Source organism: Kocuria cellulosilytica (assembly GCF_040981245.1).
Lineage (GTDB): Bacteria > Actinomycetota > Actinomycetes > Actinomycetales > Micrococcaceae > Kocuria > Kocuria cellulosilytica.
Genome location: NZ_JAVFWZ010000003.1, coordinates 174,811 through 190,536 on the forward strand (window position 1 = coordinate 174,811; position 15,726 = coordinate 190,536).

Annotated in this window: 13 protein-coding genes; 7 read left to right on the plus strand and 6 right to left on the minus strand. The window is 74.0% G+C overall.

Annotated elements, in window-relative coordinates; translation table 11 throughout:
- The first annotated feature begins 35 nt into the window (after positions 1–35).
- A complete protein-coding gene (aspS, locus tag RCG67_RS05880) occupies positions 36–1,850 on the plus strand; it encodes an aspartate--tRNA ligase (protein WP_368825247.1) in 1,815 nt (604 codons plus the stop codon).
- A gap of 213 nt (positions 1,851–2,063) precedes the next feature.
- Here aspS and RCG67_RS05885 read toward each other — a convergent pair whose 3' ends face one another.
- The 3 genes from RCG67_RS05885 to RCG67_RS05895 are packed head-to-tail and all read right to left on the minus strand — an operon-like array spanning position 2,064 to position 5,022.
- The gene (locus RCG67_RS05885) at positions 2,064–3,359 is read right to left on the minus strand and encodes an APC family permease (protein ID WP_368825248.1); all 1,296 of its coding nucleotides are present in this window, start codon (positions 3,357–3,359) and stop codon (positions 2,064–2,066) included.
- A complete protein-coding gene (locus RCG67_RS05890) occupies positions 3,356–4,594 on the minus strand; it encodes a glutathionylspermidine synthase family protein (protein WP_368825249.1) in 1,239 nt (412 codons plus the stop codon). The genes RCG67_RS05885 and RCG67_RS05890 overlap by 4 nt, the downstream gene beginning before the upstream one ends.
- Positions 4,594–5,022 (minus strand): hypothetical protein, encoded by a 429-nt coding sequence (locus RCG67_RS05895; protein ID WP_368825250.1) that lies wholly within the window; start codon positions 5,020–5,022, stop codon positions 4,594–4,596. Before RCG67_RS05895 ends, RCG67_RS05890 begins: the two co-directional genes overlap by 1 nt.
- Before the next feature lie 285 nt (positions 5,023–5,307).
- Between RCG67_RS05895 and RCG67_RS05900 the strand changes: the two genes are divergently transcribed.
- Entirely contained in the window at positions 5,308–5,934 is a 627-nt protein-coding gene (locus tag RCG67_RS05900; RefSeq protein ID WP_368825251.1) for a maleylpyruvate isomerase N-terminal domain-containing protein, read from the plus strand.
- Between the two features lie 51 nt (positions 5,935–5,985).
- Here RCG67_RS05900 and RCG67_RS05905 read toward each other — a convergent pair whose 3' ends face one another.
- The gene (locus RCG67_RS05905; RefSeq protein WP_368825252.1) at positions 5,986–6,597 is read right to left on the minus strand and encodes a hypothetical protein; all 612 of its coding nucleotides are present in this window, start codon (positions 6,595–6,597) and stop codon (positions 5,986–5,988) included.
- 55 nt (positions 6,598–6,652) lie between these two features.
- Between RCG67_RS05905 and dtd the strand changes: the two genes are divergently transcribed.
- Positions 6,653–7,105 (plus strand): D-aminoacyl-tRNA deacylase, encoded by a 453-nt coding sequence (gene dtd, locus RCG67_RS05910; protein WP_368825253.1) that lies wholly within the window; start codon positions 6,653–6,655, stop codon positions 7,103–7,105.
- Between the two features lie 56 nt (positions 7,106–7,161).
- Here the strand turns inward: dtd and RCG67_RS05915 are convergent, their stop codons facing one another.
- Positions 7,162–8,466, minus strand: a complete 1,305-nt coding sequence (locus tag RCG67_RS05915) for a cation:proton antiporter (protein ID WP_368825254.1) — start codon at positions 8,464–8,466, stop codon at positions 7,162–7,164.
- Between the two features lie 173 nt (positions 8,467–8,639).
- On the opposite strand from RCG67_RS05915, the gene RCG67_RS05920 reads away from it, so the two are divergent.
- A complete protein-coding gene (locus tag RCG67_RS05920) occupies positions 8,640–10,115 on the plus strand; it encodes a replication-associated recombination protein A (protein WP_368825255.1) in 1,476 nt (491 codons plus the stop codon).
- Between the two features lie 48 nt (positions 10,116–10,163).
- Here RCG67_RS05920 and RCG67_RS05925 read toward each other — a convergent pair whose 3' ends face one another.
- The gene (locus tag RCG67_RS05925) at positions 10,164–11,141 is read right to left on the minus strand and encodes a sugar-binding transcriptional regulator (RefSeq protein ID WP_368825256.1); all 978 of its coding nucleotides are present in this window, start codon (positions 11,139–11,141) and stop codon (positions 10,164–10,166) included.
- Positions 11,142–11,239: 98 nt separating this feature from the next.
- Here RCG67_RS05925 and RCG67_RS05930 point away from each other — a divergent pair, with 98 nt between their 5' ends.
- The 3 genes from RCG67_RS05930 to glpK all read left to right on the plus strand — a co-directional run bounded on the left by RCG67_RS05930 (position 11,240) and on the right by glpK (position 15,486).
- Positions 11,240–12,988 (plus strand): glycerol-3-phosphate dehydrogenase/oxidase, encoded by a 1,749-nt coding sequence (locus RCG67_RS05930; protein ID WP_368825257.1) that lies wholly within the window; start codon positions 11,240–11,242, stop codon positions 12,986–12,988.
- Between the two features lie 120 nt (positions 12,989–13,108).
- A complete protein-coding gene (locus RCG67_RS05935) occupies positions 13,109–13,903 on the plus strand; it encodes an MIP/aquaporin family protein (RefSeq protein WP_197412620.1) in 795 nt (264 codons plus the stop codon).
- Positions 13,904–13,962: 59 nt separating this feature from the next.
- The gene (gene glpK / locus RCG67_RS05940; RefSeq protein ID WP_368825258.1) at positions 13,963–15,486 is read left to right on the plus strand and encodes a glycerol kinase GlpK; all 1,524 of its coding nucleotides are present in this window, start codon (positions 13,963–13,965) and stop codon (positions 15,484–15,486) included.
- Positions 15,487–15,726 lie beyond the last annotated feature (240 nt).

Consider the following 15,726-nt stretch of genomic DNA (forward strand, 5'->3'; position numbering starts at 1 on the left):
CCGTCCGCACCTCCCGAACAACGAAGGGTTTTTCAGTGCTGCGCACCCACAACCTCGGCGCCCTGCGCGCCGAGCACATCGGAGAGACCGTCACGCTGGCCGGCTGGGTCGGCCGGCGCCGCGACCACGGAGGAGTGGCCTTCCTGGACCTGCGCGACGCCTCCGGGGTCGCCCAGATCGTGGTGCGCGACGAGGCGGACTTCCACCACCTGCGCAACGAGTTCGTGCTGCAGGTCACCGGCACGGTGGAGCGCCGCCCCGAGGGCAACGAGAACCCGGCGCTGGCCACCGGCGAGGTCGAGGTCATGGCCGAGACCGTGACCGTGCTCAACACCGCCGCCGCCCTGCCCTTCCAGATCGACGAGCACGTGGAGGTCGGCGAGGACGCGCGGCTGCGGCACCGCTACCTGGACCTGCGCCGGCCCGAGCCGGCCCGGATCATGCGTCTGCGCTCCGACGCCAACCGGGTGGCCCGCGAGATGCTGCACGAGGACGGGTTCACCGAGGTCGAGACGCCCACGCTGACCCGCTCCACGCCCGAGGGCGCCCGCGACTTCCTGGTCCCGGCCCGTCTGGCCCCGGGCTCCTGGTACGCCCTGCCGCAGTCCCCGCAGCTGTTCAAGCAGCTGCTGCAGGTCGGCGGGATCGAGAAGTACTACCAGATCGCCCGCTGCTACCGGGACGAGGACTTCCGCGCCGACCGCCAGCCGGAGTTCACCCAGCTCGACATCGAGGCCTCCTTCGTGGAGCAGGACGACGTCATCGCCCTCGGCGAGCGCATCGTGGCCGCCCTGTGGAAGCTCATCGACGTGGAGATCCCCACCCCGATCCGCCGGATGACCTACGCCGAGGCGATGGCCAGGTACGGCTCCGACAAGCCGGACCTGCGCTTCGGCCTCGAGCTCACCGAGCTGACCGAGTACTTCCAGGACACCACCTTCCGCGTGTTCAAGGCCCCCTACGTGGGCGCCGTGGTCATGCCGGGCGGGGCCTCCCAGCCGCGCCGCACCCTGGACGCCTGGCAGGAGTGGGCCAAGCAGCGCGGGGCCAAGGGCCTGGCCTACGTGCTCGTCGGGGAGGACGGCACCCTGAGCGGGCCGGTGGCCAAGAACATCACCGAGGCCGAGCGCGAGGGCCTCGCCGCCGCGACCGGGGCGCAGCCCGGGGACTGCATCTTCTTCGCCGCCGGCGAGCGGAAGTCCTCCCGCGCCCTGCTGGGCGCGGCCCGCGTGGAGATCGGCCACCGCACCGGGCTGATCGACGAGGACGCCTGGGCGTTCGTGTGGATCGTGGACGCGCCCCTGTTCGAGTCCGCGGCCGAGGCCGTCGAGTCCGGCGACGTGGCCGTGGGCGCCGGCCAGTGGACCGCCGTGCACCACGCGTTCACCTCGCCCAAGCCCGAGTTCCTGGACACCTTCGACCAGGACCCCGAGCACGCGCTGGCCTACGCCTACGACATCGTCTGCAACGGCAACGAGATCGGCGGCGGATCCATCCGCATCCACCAGCAGGACGTGCAGCGGCGGGTCTTCGAGGTCATGGGCATCGGCCGCGAGGAGGCGGACGAGAAGTTCGGTTTCCTGCTCGAGGGCTTCCGGTACGGCGCGCCCCCGCACGGCGGCATCGCCTTCGGCTGGGACCGCGTGGTCGCCCTGCTGGCCGGCACGGACTCCATCCGCGAGGTCATCGCGTTCCCGAAGACCGGCAACGGCTACGACCCGCTGACCGCCGCACCGGCGCCGATCACCCCGCAGCAGCGCAAGGAGGCCGGGGTGGACGCCGAGCCCGAGGCCAAGTCCGGTGCCGGGGCGCAGCCCGGAGCCCGGGAGAAGAAGCCGGTCGACGCCTGAGCCGTCCACGGTGCCCATGGGGGCCGGGTCCGGTCGTGCACGACGACGACGGGCCCGGCCCCCGCGCATGCTGGCCCGGCAGCGCAGGTCGGGCCGTGCCGTCCCGGCCCGGCGGGCCCGGCTGCGCAGACCCGGCAGCGCAGACCCGGCAGCGCAGGCCCGGCCGAACCGGTGCGCGTGAGCTGCTGCGCCCGAGCCGGTCGGTGCGCGCAGTCAGTCGAGCAGGCTCTCCAGGTGCGGGGTGCGCTCGTGGGCGCCCGGCAGGGGGTCGCGGCCCCGGCCCAGGAGGTACCACAGCGGGACCACCAGCAGCCCGAGCAGCAGGCCCACCCACACCCACGAGGCGGTCAGCGCGTACTCCGCGGCCGTCAGCACGAGGGCGACGGCCATGAGCACCGTGCCCACCGCGCCGAGCGCCCTCGCCCCGGCGCTCCGGCCGAGCTTCACGACCGCCGCGCACGCCAGGCCGTAGTAGAGGGCCACGAGCACCGAGATGATCCCGATCGAGTCGTCGAACAGGGGCCCGGAGAAGGCCATCCACGCGGCCGCGAGGGCTGCGGTGGTCCACGTGGCGAAGGACAGGGACAGGAAGCGGCGCGGGAGGTGCCCGCCGCGGGCCATGGACATCAGGCCGCGGGAGGTGGGGATCATCGTGGTGCCGATGGAGGCGCCCGCGGAGACCGCCACGAGCGCGGCCAGCAGCGGGGAGGCCACCGAGGAGCCCGGGGCGTAGGCCCAGCCGATGGCGGCGTAGGCGGCGGCCACCACGCCCAGGGCGATCCACGCCGAGACCCGCGGCGCGCGCTGGGTGGTGGACTCCTCGGTCAGCGAGAACGTGGAGTCCCACCCCCAGTACAGGAACAGGGCCAGCAGCAGGGCCGCCGCCACGTCCCCGGCCGACACGCCGGCGCCGGTCGCGAGCTCCGCGGCCCCGTAGAACCCGGTCCACTCCCCGTCCTCGGCGCTCGTGCCGGGCGGGAGGGCCGGCGCGGTGCGCACGGCCCACACCAGCACGCCCACCCCGATCAGCTGCAGCACGGCCAGGACCCACTGCACGGCGGCCGAGACCCGGATCCCGGTCGAGGAGACCGCCGCGAAGGCCGCCATGAGCACGACGGCCACGGCGGTCGTGGTCCAGGGCCCGGCGCCGATCCCGAGGGCGAACAGGGCGGAGTCGGCCGTGACCCAGGCCAGGGAGGCGAGCACGAGGGTCGCCGAGAGCCACAGCCCCCAGCCGCCCAGGAACCCCGTGAACGCCCCGTAGGCCTCCCGGGCCCACCGGTAGACGGTGCCCTGGTCCTCGTAGAGCGCGTCCAGGCGGGCGAAGCACAGTGAGACGACCGCCATGGGGAGCACGGCGCCGACCAGGACCACGGGGGTCCAGGCGCCCACCAGGGCGTGGATCAGCCCCACCGTGACCACGGCCGAGTACAGCGGGGCGATCGAGGTGGACCCGATGACCGCCGAGGTCGTGGTGGAGATCGACCGGGGGAGCAGGTGGGTGGTCACAGCAGGCCCTTCTTGTCGATGATGTTCGGGACGAAGCGGCAGTAGTAGTCGGTGAGCGGGCCGTCGGACTCCCGGATCCCGATGCCGGCCGCGCCGGCCTCGCCCACCACCCAGGAGCCGATGACCGGGTGGTTCGGGGCGCCGTCGGAGCCCGGGAAGCTCCGGACGGGGGTGTAGGCCTGCCACACGTCCAGCGGCGAGTCGTGGGGGTGCTCCGCGCGGATCCGCACGTCGCGGGCGTGCACCTCGATGCCGTCGCCCTCGCGGCCGAACACGGGCTTGCGCACCCACTCCCGCAGCTCACCGGGCCCGTCCGGGTGGGCGGCCAGCAGGTTCTCGTGGCCGGGGAAGCACCGCCACAGGGCCACGAGCAGGAGCTTGTTGGACTGGAACATCTTCCACGGCGGCTCGTACCAGTGGTGCATCAGGGTGGGGTCCTCGAGCACGAACGCCCCGGGCACGTCGTCGACCATCTGCTCCCACGGGTGCAGGGCGAAGATCTCCTCGATGGGCCCCACCACCACGGGGTGGTCCACGTCCCCGGTGGCGTGCACCCAGCCGCGGGACCGGGTGTCGTAGCGGACGTCCTCGACGGGCAGCAGGACGGTCCGGTAGCCGGCCTCGGCGGCGGTGTTCGCCAGGACCGCGGCGTTGGCGGCGTCCTCCCCGGACTCCTCCGCACGGGTGTAGGCCACGTGCAGGGTCTTCGTGGCCGAGAACGGCAGCCGCTGCCGCCACCGCTCCACGAGCATGGGCCACAGCCCGTTGAGCTGGTCGAACTCCGGGTGCTCCTCGCCCAGGCCCGGGAACAGCGCCTCGACGCGGCTCCACTGGCAGATCGCCCCCTCCACCAGACCGGTGGGGGTGTCGCCGTTGAGCTCGAGCATCTTCGGCGGGCCCGTCCCGTCCCAGGCCAGGTCGAAGCGGCCGTAGATCGAGGGCTCCCGCAGCCGCAGGGAGTGCTGGGCGAGCTCGAAGGCCGCCTCGGACAGGCCCAGCGTGCCCAGGGCGCCGGTGGCCAGGTACCGGGCGGCCTCGGCGCACATCCGGTGCAGCTCGTCCGTGACGGACTCCAGCTCGTCCACCTCGTCGGGGGAGAAGACGTAGGCGGCCGTCTCGTTCCAGTAGGAGAAGCGCCGGCCGTCGGGGCGCTCGGTGAGGGCGTAGGTGAGTCCCTCGTCGCGCACGGTCCGCTCCCAGCCGGGGCGCGGGGCGAGGCCGTCGATGCGCCGCATCAGGAGCCCCAGCCGGTCTTCGAGCCGCCGAAGCCGCGCGAGACGCCGCTCTTGCCCACGGCGGTCCCGTCCCGGGGCAGCCCGCGGGCCACGGTGGCCGAGGCCGGCGGGCGGCCGGTGGTCCAGCCCGCCGAGGACGGCACGGGCGAGCCGACGGCGGGCACGGGCGCCGCGCGGGAGGAGCTCATGAGCACCCACATCGGGAAGAAGCCGCCGACCCGAGGGCCGCGGTCGTCCTCGCACTCGTCGTCGTCGACCCGGACGGGCTCCGCCCCGCCCTCCCCGTCCGGGTCCTCGACGCAGATGCGGGCGTAGTCGGAGTCCACCTCCTGGACGTCCTGGGTCTCCTGGCCGCAGCCGGTCAGGGCGATCGTCAGGGCGCCGATCGAGGCGGCGGCCATGGTCCGTGAGGAGGGGCGGGGCGGCATGCTGGACCTTCCGGGACGAGGACGGGACGAGGACGGGGCAGGAGCGGGCCGCCGGCGCGTGCGCCCGTGCGGACTCCCCCGAGCGTACGACGTCCCGGCCGCCGCCGGGCGTCCCGCGACCGTGCCGTGCCCGGACGGCGGGCACCACCGCGCGCCCGCGCCCGGGCCGAAGGGTGTGCGGGCGCAACCGGACGCAACATGGGTCCCGCCGCCGGTGCCCCGCAGTAGGCTTCCGTCACGTCCGGGGCCGTGTCCCGTCCCCGCCGCAGCACCCCAGGGGAGCCCATGAGCCGTGATCCCGCCGCCGCCCGCACCGCCCTGCTCGACGCCGGGGCCTGGTTCGCCGAGCTCGTCGAGGAGCTCCGCCCGCACCACTGGACGCGTCCGGGCCCGGGCGTCTGGGACGTCCGGGCGCTGGTGGGCCACACCCACCGCGCGCTCGTGACGCTCGGCAGCTACCTCACGGTCCCCGCCGAGGACGAGACCTGCACCGGGGTGGCCCAGTACTACGCGCTCGCCGCGGCGGCCGCGGACCCGGCCGACGTCGCGGCCCGGGGCGTCGCCGCCGGCCACGAGCTCGGCCGGCACCCGGCCGACACCGTCCGGGCGTCGCTGGACCGCGCCCGGGACGCCCTCGCGCAGGTGCCGCTCGACGAGGACCCCCTGATCCGCACCGTGGTGGGCGGCACCCGGCTGCGCGCCTACGTGCCCACCCGCACGTTCGAGCTGGCCGTGCACGGACTCGACGTGGCCCAGGCCTGCGGGCTGGACCGGACGCCCCCGGAGCACGTCCTGGCCGACGCCGGGCAGACCCTGCTGGAGATCGCCGCCGACGGCGGGCACCTGCCCGGGATCCTGCTGGCGCTCACGGGCCGGCGGCCGCTGCCGCCGGGGTTCTCGGTCCTGCCCTGAACAAGGCCCGTCCCGTCCCAGGGAGCCGCGCTGCACGGGCCCGGGCCTCCGTCAGAGCACCCTGCCGGCGGTGGCCGCGTAGCCCACCCCGATGAGCACCCCGATCAGCGCGCCGACGACCGTCTGCGCCGAGGTGTGGTCCCCGGTGCGCACCCGCGAGACGGCCACCGCGAACGGCACCGGCGCGGCGGCGAGCGCCGCCCACGGGGCGGCGAGGACACCGAGGGCCACGGCCCAGCACGCCGCCATCGCCACGTGGGCCGAGACCTTCCACCGCAGCGTCACGAGCAGCAGCACCAGGATGCCCAGCAGCACGAAGCCCGCGGTCACCGGCACGATGACGGGGGCGCCCAGCGCGAGCTCGGCCACCACCACGAGGGCCGTCAGCAGCCCCGTGGCGGCGTAGACCGGCAGCCGCTGCGCCCGGGAGCGCACGAAGTGCCCGTCCACCCGCCCCCGGCGGGCCAGCACCCGCAGCACGAGCATCGGCAGCGACGCCACGACCACCGCCGTGCCCAGGCCCCACACGGCCCCGGGCCACCCGGCTCCCGACCAGCCGGCGAGCACCAGCAGGGACAGCACCAGCGGGGCCGGCGCGAACACCTCCGCCACCACTTCCGCCGGCACGGTGCTCGGCCGGGACGTCGTGCGCGCTGCTGTCATGGGACGAGGCTAGCGGTGCTCCCGGTCCGCCCGCGCCTGTGGTGGACTGGGGCGCATGCGCATCGTTCTGCAGCGGGCGGCCCGGGCCGCCGTGACCGTCGGAGGAGACGTCGTGGGGGCCATCGAGGAGCCGGGCCTCGTCGCCCTCGTGGGGGTGACGCACGACGACGACGCCGCGACCGCCGCGAAGCTCGCCGAGAAGACCTGGACGCTGCGGCTGCTCGCGGGGGAGCGGTCCTGCGCCGACCTCGGCGCCCCGGTGCTGGCGATCAGCCAGTTCACCCTCTACGGCGACGCCCGCCGGGGCCGGCGCCCCTCGTGGTCGGCGGCCGCTCCCGGACCCGTCTCGGAGCCGGTGTTCGAGGCCTACGTACGGGCCCTGCGGGAGCTCGGCGCGCGCGTGCAGACCGGGCGCTTCGGGGCGGCGATGCAGGTCGAGCTCGTCAACGACGGCCCGTTCACCCTGGTCCTGGACAGCGCCGAGCTGGAACGGCCCCGGCGGGCCTGAGCCCGGGACCGCCGTGCCCGGCCTCGGCGCCGCTCGCCCCTGACTCGCGGGGGGCGTCAGATCGGGGTGCGGGAGGCGGCCTCCTCGGTCCCCGTCCCCTTCCGCGCCCTGTGCCTCCGGGCACGGTCGAGCCTCGTGATGACGGGACCCGCGGTCACTCCGTGCAGCACGATGGAGGAGACGACCACCAGCCCCACGATGCGCCACAGGGCCTGGTCCTCCGCCGCGAACTCGCCCTCGGACAGGGCGTAGCCGAGGTAGTAGACGGAGCCGATGCCGCGCACGCCGAAGAAGGCGATCACGCCGCGCTCCCACGGGCCCGTCCGGCCGCCGAGCAGACCGATCCACCCGGCGAGGGGACGGACCAGCAGGAGGAAGGCCGCCGTGACGAGGACCTCGCGCCAGGTGAGACCGCTGAGCAGGCCGCGGGCCACGGCACCGCCCAGGAGCACGAGCACCACGACGGTCAGCAGCCGCTCGAGCTGCTCGATGTAGCTGTGCAGCACGCCGTGCACACCGTGGACCCGCTCGACCGCGCGGATGGTCACCGCGCACACGAACACGGCGACGAAGCCGTAGCCCTCGACCATCTCGGCCAGGCCGTAGGTGAGGAAGGTCGCGGCCAGGGCCACGAATCCCTCGGAGTGCACGGTCGTGCGGACGCTCTCGAGCGCGGAGCGCAGGAAGATCCGGCCCAGGAGCCGGCCCACCAGGAAGCCGACGAGGCAGCCGAGGGCGATCCGCCAGGCCACGTCCACGGCGAGGAAGTGCGGCAACCACGCCGCGGGGTCGGTGCCCACGAGGCTGAGGGCGATGGCGAGGTAGACGAAGGGGAAGGCCAGGCCGTCGTTGAGCCCGGCCTCGGAGGTGAGCCCGAACCGGACCTCGTCCTCGCCCTCGAGGTCGTCCTGGGTCTCCGAGGGCTCCCCGACCTGGACCTCGGAGGCCAGCACCGGGTCCGTGGGGGCGAGCGCCGCGGCCACGAGCACGGCGCCGGCCGCGCTCAGGCCCAGCACCGACCACCCGAGCAGCGCCGCCCCGAGCAGGCTCAGCGGCATGGCGATCCCCAGCAGCCGCCAGGTCGTGGCCCACCGCCTGAGCCCCGGCGGGCGGTCCAGCGCCAGCCCGGCACCCATCAGCGAGACGATCACGCAGACCTCGCTGAGGTGCACGGTGACGTCGCTGTAGGCCACCGGGTCCGGATCGGGCAGCCTGTCGGCCAGCGAGAAGACCACCGCGCCCGCGGCCAGGAACACCATGGGCATCGACACGGGTGCCCGCACGAGCAGACGGGGCAGCAGGGCGGCCGCGAACACGGCCAGACCGGCGGCGGCGAAGACCAGACTGGGGGGTTCGAACACCGGTACCTCGTCCCTCGGACGGCCGGGCGGGCTCCCGGGTGGAGCCCGCTCCTGGTCGACCGTCGTCCTGCGCCGTCCGCCCACCGGGGGAACCGACGTGATCAGCGTGCTGATCGTACGCCGATCGTCTCTCGTCCGACAGGCACGACGGGGACAGCCGCTAGCCTGAGGGGGTGACCGGCTCCCTCTTCGACGACCTCGACGCCTCCGACGGCGACCGGCGCGACGCAGCCGCGCCGGCCCGCCCCGCCGGGCGGGGACGGCGCACCCGCTCCCGGGCACCGCTCGCGGTGCGGATGCGCCCGCGCCGCCTCGACGAGATCGTGGGCCAGCAGCACCTGCTGAAGCCCGGCTCGCCGCTGCAGGTGCTGGCGGGGGAGGACCGGGGGCCGGCGGGACCGTCGTCGATCATCCTGTGGGGCCCGCCCGGCACGGGCAAGACCACCCTGGCCCACGTGATCGCCCGCGGGGTGTCCCGGAAGTTCGTGGAGCTCTCCGCGATCACCGCCGGCGTCAAGGACGTCCGGAAGGTCATGGAGGAGGCGCTCACCGACCGGGACCTGCACGGGCGCACCACGGTGCTGTTCCTCGACGAGATCCACCGCTTCACCAAGGCCCAGCAGGACGCGCTGCTGCCGGGGGTGGAGAACCAGTGGGTGGTGCTCGTGGCGGCGACCACGGAGAACCCGTCCTTCTCGGTGATCTCGCCCCTGCTCTCGCGCTCGCTGCTGCTGACCCTCCAGCCGTTGGAGCGCGCCGACATCGGGGCGCTGGTGGACCGGGCCGTCGCCGACCCCCGGGGCCTGAACGGCGAGGTGGAGCTCTCCCCGGAGGCCCGCGAGCACCTGCTGGACCTGTGCGGTGGGGACGCCCGCAAGGCCCTGACCGCCCTGGAGGCCGCCGCCGGGGTCGCACTCTCCGAGCAGCCGGCGGCGGTGGACCGCACCGGGGAGGAGGACGGTGAGGAGGACGGCGGGGAGGCCGGTGCGGAGGAGGCCCGCGGGCGTCCGGTCCCCGTGATCACCCGGGAGCACGCCGAGGAGGCCCTCGACCGGGCGGCGGTGCGCTACGACCGGAACGGCGACCAGCACTACGACGTGGTCAGCGCGTTCATCAAGTCGATCCGCGGCTCGGACGTCGACGCCGCGATGCACTACCTCGCCCGGATGATCGAGGCGGGGGAGGACCCGCGGTTCATCGCCCGCCGGCTCATCATCTCCGCCTCGGAGGACATCGGCACCGCCGACCCGACCGCCCTGCAGACCGCGGTCGCGGCCGCCGACGCGGTCCAGCTCATCGGCATGCCCGAGGGGCGGATCCCGCTGGCCCAGGCCGTGGCGCACCTGGCGACCGCCCCGAAGTCCAACGCCGCCTACACCGCGATCAACGAGGCCGTCGCCGACGTCCGGGCGGGCCGGGCCGGGCCCGTCCCGCTCCACCTGCGCGACGCCCACTACCCCGGCGCGGGCCAGCTGGGCCACGGCCGCGGCTACGTCTACTCCCACGACGAGCCCAACGGCGTGGCCGCCCAGCAGTACCCTCCGGACGAGCTCGTCGGCACCGACTACTACCGGCCGACCGAGCACGGCCGCGAGCGCGAGATCGCCCACCGCCTGGAGATCCTGCGGGGCATCGTCCGGGGCCGGTGAGGCGGGGTGCGCACCGGCCGCGCACCGAGGGGCCGGTGACCGGCGGGCTCAGCGGCCGAACAGGTGGCGCACCACCGCCGCGGCCGTGCGCTCGTCGAGGAGCAGGTCCGTGACCACGCCCGCGCGCAGCGCGCCCACCACGCCCGGCACCTTGTGGTCCCCCGCGGCCACGCACAGCCGGCGCGGGATCCGCCGCAGCTCCATGGGCGTCGGCCCGCTCGCCCGGCGGTTGTAGTCGATGTCCGCGTAGGTGCCGTCCTCGCGGAGGAACACGGTGCACACGTCGCCGACCACGCGGTGGGCGGACAGCTCCCGCAGCGCGTCCTCCGGCAGGTAGCCGCTGCTGTACACCTGGGAGATCATCGGCCCCCGGAAGGCCCCCACGCTGAACACCGCCAGGTCCGCCGCATTGCGCACCGCGAGCACCCGGCGCACCGAGGACTCCTGCCACATCAGCCGGCGGGTCTCCTCCTGGTCGAAGAACGCCGGGGTGGGGAAGGGCACCAGCGCCGCCCCGAAGGCCGTCGACATCTGCCCCAGCAGCGCCGAGGACTGCGCCGCGCCCGGAGAGCGGACGCTCACCGCACCGTTCATCTGCACCACGACGGCGTCCCGCACGGCCTTGGGCTGCAGGTGCCCCGCGATCGCCGAGGTCGTGGTCCCCCACGCGACCGCCAGCGTCATCCCGTCCCCGAACCAGTCGCCGAGCAGCCCGGCCGCGGCGCGCGCCACCGACTCCAGCCGCTGCGGCTCCGTGGCCGTGCGGGGCGTGCCCGCCACGTGCACCTGGACCCCGAAGGCCTCCCGCAGCCGGTGGGACAGGTCGTGTCCCGCGTGCGGCGGAGCACTCAGGCTGATCCGCACGATGCCCCGCTCCCGGGCGGCCTGCAGCATCCGCGAGACCGTGGGGCGGGAGACGCCGAACCGGTCCGCGACCGCCTCCATCGTCATGCCCTGCACGTAGTAGAGCTCCGCCGCGTGGTGGAGCTCGGCATCACCGTGCACGGTGTCCTCCTCGTGCTGCACGTCCGTTCATTCTCTTTGAGCATAGGTGCAATCCGGGACAGAGTGTGATGCAGAGCACGTTTCCATCCGCAACGACCCGCCACGAGGAGATCCCCACCATGGCTCACCCCGCACTCTCCAGCACCCAGCGCGACCGGGCGCTCGCCGAGCTCTCCGGCGGTCCCGAGCTCGACGTCCTCGTGGTCGGCGGAGGCATCACCGGCGCCGGCATCGCCCTGGACGCCGTGACCCGGGGGCTGCGCACCGGGATCGTCGAGGCCCAGGACTGGGCCGGGGGCACCTCGCAGTGGTCCTCCAAGCTCGTCCACGGCGGCCTGCGCTACCTCCAGCAGCTCGACTTCAAGCTCGTCTCCGAGGCCCTGCGCGAGCGGGAGCTGCTGCTCGACTTCCTCGCCCCCCACCTCGTCAAGCCCGTGCCCTTCCTGTACCCGCTGACCCACCGCTTCTGGGAGCGGCCCTACGTCACGGCCGGCATCGGCCTCTACGACGCCCTGGCCCACCTTGGCGCCAAGGTCGCGACCCTGCCCTACCAGCGCCACTACGGCTTCAAGGGCGTCCAGCGGGTCTTCCCCGACGTGAAGCCCGGCTCCATGGTGGGCGCCGTCCAGTACTGGGACGGCCAGGTCGACGACGCCCGTCTCGTCCTGACCATCGTGCGCACCGCAGTGCGCTACGGCGCCCTCGCCGCCAACCGGACGCGGGCGGTGGACTTCCCGAAGGACGACTCCGGCCGCGTCGTGGGGGCCACCGTCCGGGACCTCGAGACGGGCCAGGAGCACACGGTCCGGGCGAGGACCGTCATCGCCGCCACCGGGGTGTGGACCGAGCAGACCCAGGACCTGGCCCACGCCGAGGGCGGGCTGAAGGTGCTCGCCTCCAAGGGGATCCACATCATCGTGCCCCGCGAGCGGATCCGCGGCGAGAAGGGGCTGATCCTGCAGACCGAGAAGTCCGTGCTGTTCATCATCCCGTGGGCGAGGTACTGGATCATCGGGACCACCGACACCCCGTACCACCAGGACCTCGTGAACCCGGTGGCCACCGCGGAGGACATCGACTACGTCATCGACCACGCCAACGTGGTCCTGGACCGGCCCCTCACCCGCGAGGACGTCATCGGCACGTACGCCGGGCTGCGGCCGCTGCTGCAGCCCGGGACGAAGAAGGACGACGGGGACGCGCAGTCCACGAAGATCTCCCGCGAGCACACCGTGACCGAGGTCGCCCCCGGCCTGATCACGATCGCCGGCGGCAAGCTCACCACCTACCGGGTGATGGCCCGGGACGCCGTGGACCTCGCCCTGGGCGAGGAGCGGGCCGAGGCCGTCCCCTCGGTCACCGACCGGACGCCGCTGCTGGGCGCCGAGGGCTACCTCGCGCTGAGCCGGCAGGCGGGGACCCTGGGCGCCCGGCACGACTGGGACGAGGAGCGGGTGCAGCACCTGCTCGGCCGCTACGGCTCGGCGATCACCGAGATCACCGAGCTCGTGGAGGAGCGCCCCGACCTGGGCCGCCCGCTGACGGGCGCCCCCGCCTACCTGCGGGCCGAGATCGTGCACGCCTGCACCCACGAGGGCGCGCTGCACCTCGAGGACCTCTACGACACCCGCACCCGGCTCACGTGGGAGCAGGCCCGCCACGGCCTCGACGCCGTGGAGGAGGTCGCGGACCTCGCGGCCGAGGCCCTCGGCTGGGACGGGCGGCGGCGCGAGGCCGAGGTCGAGGCCTACCGGCTCCGCTGCGCGGCGGAGGACGCCGCCGCCGGGACCGCGGACGACACCGCGGCGGCCTCCGCGCGCGCCGCCGCCCCCGACGTCCTGGAGCTCGTGCGCCCCACCGACGGCTGAGCGTCCCGCCGCCGCGCGTCCCACCGGACCCCGTCCCCCAGAAACCCACCCCACCGGCCGTCCCCGACGGACGACCGGTCCACCCAGTCCGCACCAACCGAGGAGTCGCAAGTGCTGTCGATGTCGAACGCAGTGGTCCAGGCCGTCGCGCCTGCCGTGCCGATCCCCCTGTCCACCGTCTTCTGGTCCGAGGTCGCGGGCACCGCGATGCTGCTGCTGCTCGGCTGCGGCGTCGTCGCCAACGCCGTGCTGCCGAAGACCAAGGGAGTCGGCGGCGGCTTCCTGATGATCAACTTCGGCTGGGGCCTGGCCGTGTTCGCCGGCGTGTACGTGGCCTACCAGTCCGGCGCCCACATCAACCCCGCCGTGACCGTGGGCCTGTGGGCCAGCGGGGCCGAGGAGTACGCCCCCGGCGTGGCCATCACCGCGGTCAGCACGCTCGTCTACTTCGCCGGCGAGCTCGTCGGCGGCATCCTCGGCGCCGTCGTGGCGTTCCTGGCCTACAAGAAGCACTTCGACGAGGAGATCGAGGAGGAGGTCCTCGGAGCGACCAAGCTCGCCGTGTTCTCGACCGGGCCGGCGGTGCGCTCCTACGGCTGGAACCTGGTCACCGAGATCGTCGGCACCTTCGTCCTCGTCGCGGTGATCCTGCTCTTCGGCAACACCCCGTCCCAGCTCGGCCCCCTGGCCGTGGCCCTGCTCGTGGTCGGCATCGGCGCGAGCCTCGGCGGACCCACGGGCTACGCCATCAACCCCGCCCGTGACCTCGGGCCCCGCATCGCCCACGCCCTGCTGCCCATCCGCGGCAAGGGCTCCAGCGACTGGGCCTACGCCTGGGTCCCGGTCCTCGGCCCGGTCCTCGGCGCGATGCTCGCCGGCGGCTTCTTCCAGCTCTACTCCAACCCGCCGGCCTGAGCCCGGCGGCCCGCACCCGTCCGACCCGCAGCACACCACAACGAAGTGAGGTACCACCCGTGAGCACCGAACCGCAGCACGTCATGGCCATCGACCAGGGCACCACCAGCACCCGGGCCATCATCTTCGACCACCGGGGCACGATCGTCAGCACCGGCCAGCTCGAGCACGAGCAGATCTTCCCGCGCGCCGGCTGGGTGGAGCACGACCCGATGGAGATCTGGCGCAACGTCCGCAAGGTCGTCGCGGACGCCGAGGCCTCCGCCGAGATCAACGCCCGGGACCTGGCCGCCGTGGGCATCACCAACCAGCGCGAGACCACCGTGGTCTGGGACCGCACCACCGGGGAGCCCGTCTACAACGCCATCGTCTGGCAGGACACCCGGACCCAGAAGATCGCCGAGGAGCTCGGCGGGGACGCCGGCCCGGACCGGTACAAGGACCGCGTGGGGCTGCCCCTGGCCAGCTACTTCTCGGGCCCCAAGGTCAAGTGGATCCTGGACAACGTGGACGGCGCCCGGGAGCGGGCCGAGCGGGGGGACCTGCTCATGGGCAACACCGACTCCTGGCTGGTGTGGAACATGACCGGCGGCGTGGACGGCGGGGTGCACGTCACCGACGTCACCAACGCCTCGCGCACCATGCTGATGAACCTGGCGACCCTCGACTGGAACGAGGAGATCTGCGCCGACATGGGCATCCCCACGTCGATGCTGCCCGAGATCCGCTCCTCCTCCGAGGTCTACGGCAAGGGCCGCACCCGCGGCTTCCTCAAGGACGTGCCGATCGCCGGGATCCTGGGCGACCAGCAGGCCGCGATGTTCGGCCAGGCCTGCTTCGAGAAGGGCATGGGCAAGAACACCTACGGCACGGGCAGCTTCGTGCTCATGAACGTGGGCACCGAGGTGGTGCACTCGCAGAACGGCCTGCTGAGCACCGTGTGCTACAAGATCGGCGACCAGGACGCCGTCTACGCCCTGGAGGGCTCGATCGCGGTGACCGGGTCCCTGGTCCAGTGGCTGCGCGACAACCTGGGTCTCATCTCCTCCGCGCCGCAGGTCGAGTCCCTGGCCGCGTCGGTCGAGGACAACGGCGGGGCCTACTTCGTCCCGGCCTTCAGCGGCCTGTTCGCCCCGTACTGGCGCTCGGACGCCCGCGGCGCCCTGGTGGGCCTGACCCGCTACGTCAACAAGGGCCACATCGCCCGCGCCGCCCTGGAGGCCACGGCCTACCAGTCCCGCGAGGTGGTCGAGGCGATGAACGCCGACGCCGGGGTGGACATCACCGAGCTGAAGGTGGACGGCGGGATGACCGCCAACGAGCTGCTCATGCAGTTCCAGGCGGACCAGCTGGGGGTGCCCGTGATCCGCCCGGAGGTCACCGAGACCACGGCCCTCGGCGCCGCCTACGCCGCGGGCATCGCCGTGGGCTTCTGGTCCGGGACGGAGGAGGTCACCGCCAACTGGGCCGAGGACAAGCGCTGGGAGCCGCAGATGGAGGACGCCCAGCGCGCCCGGCTGTTCCGCAACTGGCAGAAGGCCGTCACCAAGACCTTCGACTGGGTGGACGAGGACGTCGACTGACCGCGTCCGCGCCGCGGGCTCACCGCCGGAGCGCCGTCCGGGACTCCCGGGCGGCGCTCCGGCGCGCCGGGACCGGGGCGCGGGCCGGTCCGCATTCCGGGGGCCGGTCCGCATTGCCGGGGTCGGCCCGCACTGCGCGGGCCCGGGGCGCGCCACGGGCCCGCACACGCTATAGTGGGACGTCGGCCGGCAAGGCCCGTGCTCCCGCACGCCCGGCGCACCGCCTCAACCACGGTGCAC

Coding starts and splice junctions, on each gene's coding strand:
- dtd (WP_368825253.1), top strand. CDS start 6,653: ATGCGCATCGTTCTGCAGCGGGCGGCCCGGGCCGCCGTGACCGTCGGA.
- RCG67_RS05905 (WP_368825252.1), bottom strand. CDS start 6,597: ATGACAGCAGCGCGCACGACGTCCCGGCCGAGCACCGTGCCGGCGGAA.
- RCG67_RS05930 (WP_368825257.1), top strand. CDS start 11,240: ATGGCTCACCCCGCACTCTCCAGCACCCAGCGCGACCGGGCGCTCGCC.
- RCG67_RS05900 (WP_368825251.1), top strand. CDS start 5,308: ATGAGCCGTGATCCCGCCGCCGCCCGCACCGCCCTGCTCGACGCCGGG.
- RCG67_RS05895 (WP_368825250.1), bottom strand. CDS start 5,022: ATGCCGCCCCGCCCCTCCTCACGGACCATGGCCGCCGCCTCGATCGGC.
- RCG67_RS05890 (WP_368825249.1), bottom strand. CDS start 4,594: ATGCGGCGCATCGACGGCCTCGCCCCGCGCCCCGGCTGGGAGCGGACC.
- RCG67_RS05935 (WP_197412620.1), top strand. CDS start 13,109: ATGTCGAACGCAGTGGTCCAGGCCGTCGCGCCTGCCGTGCCGATCCCC.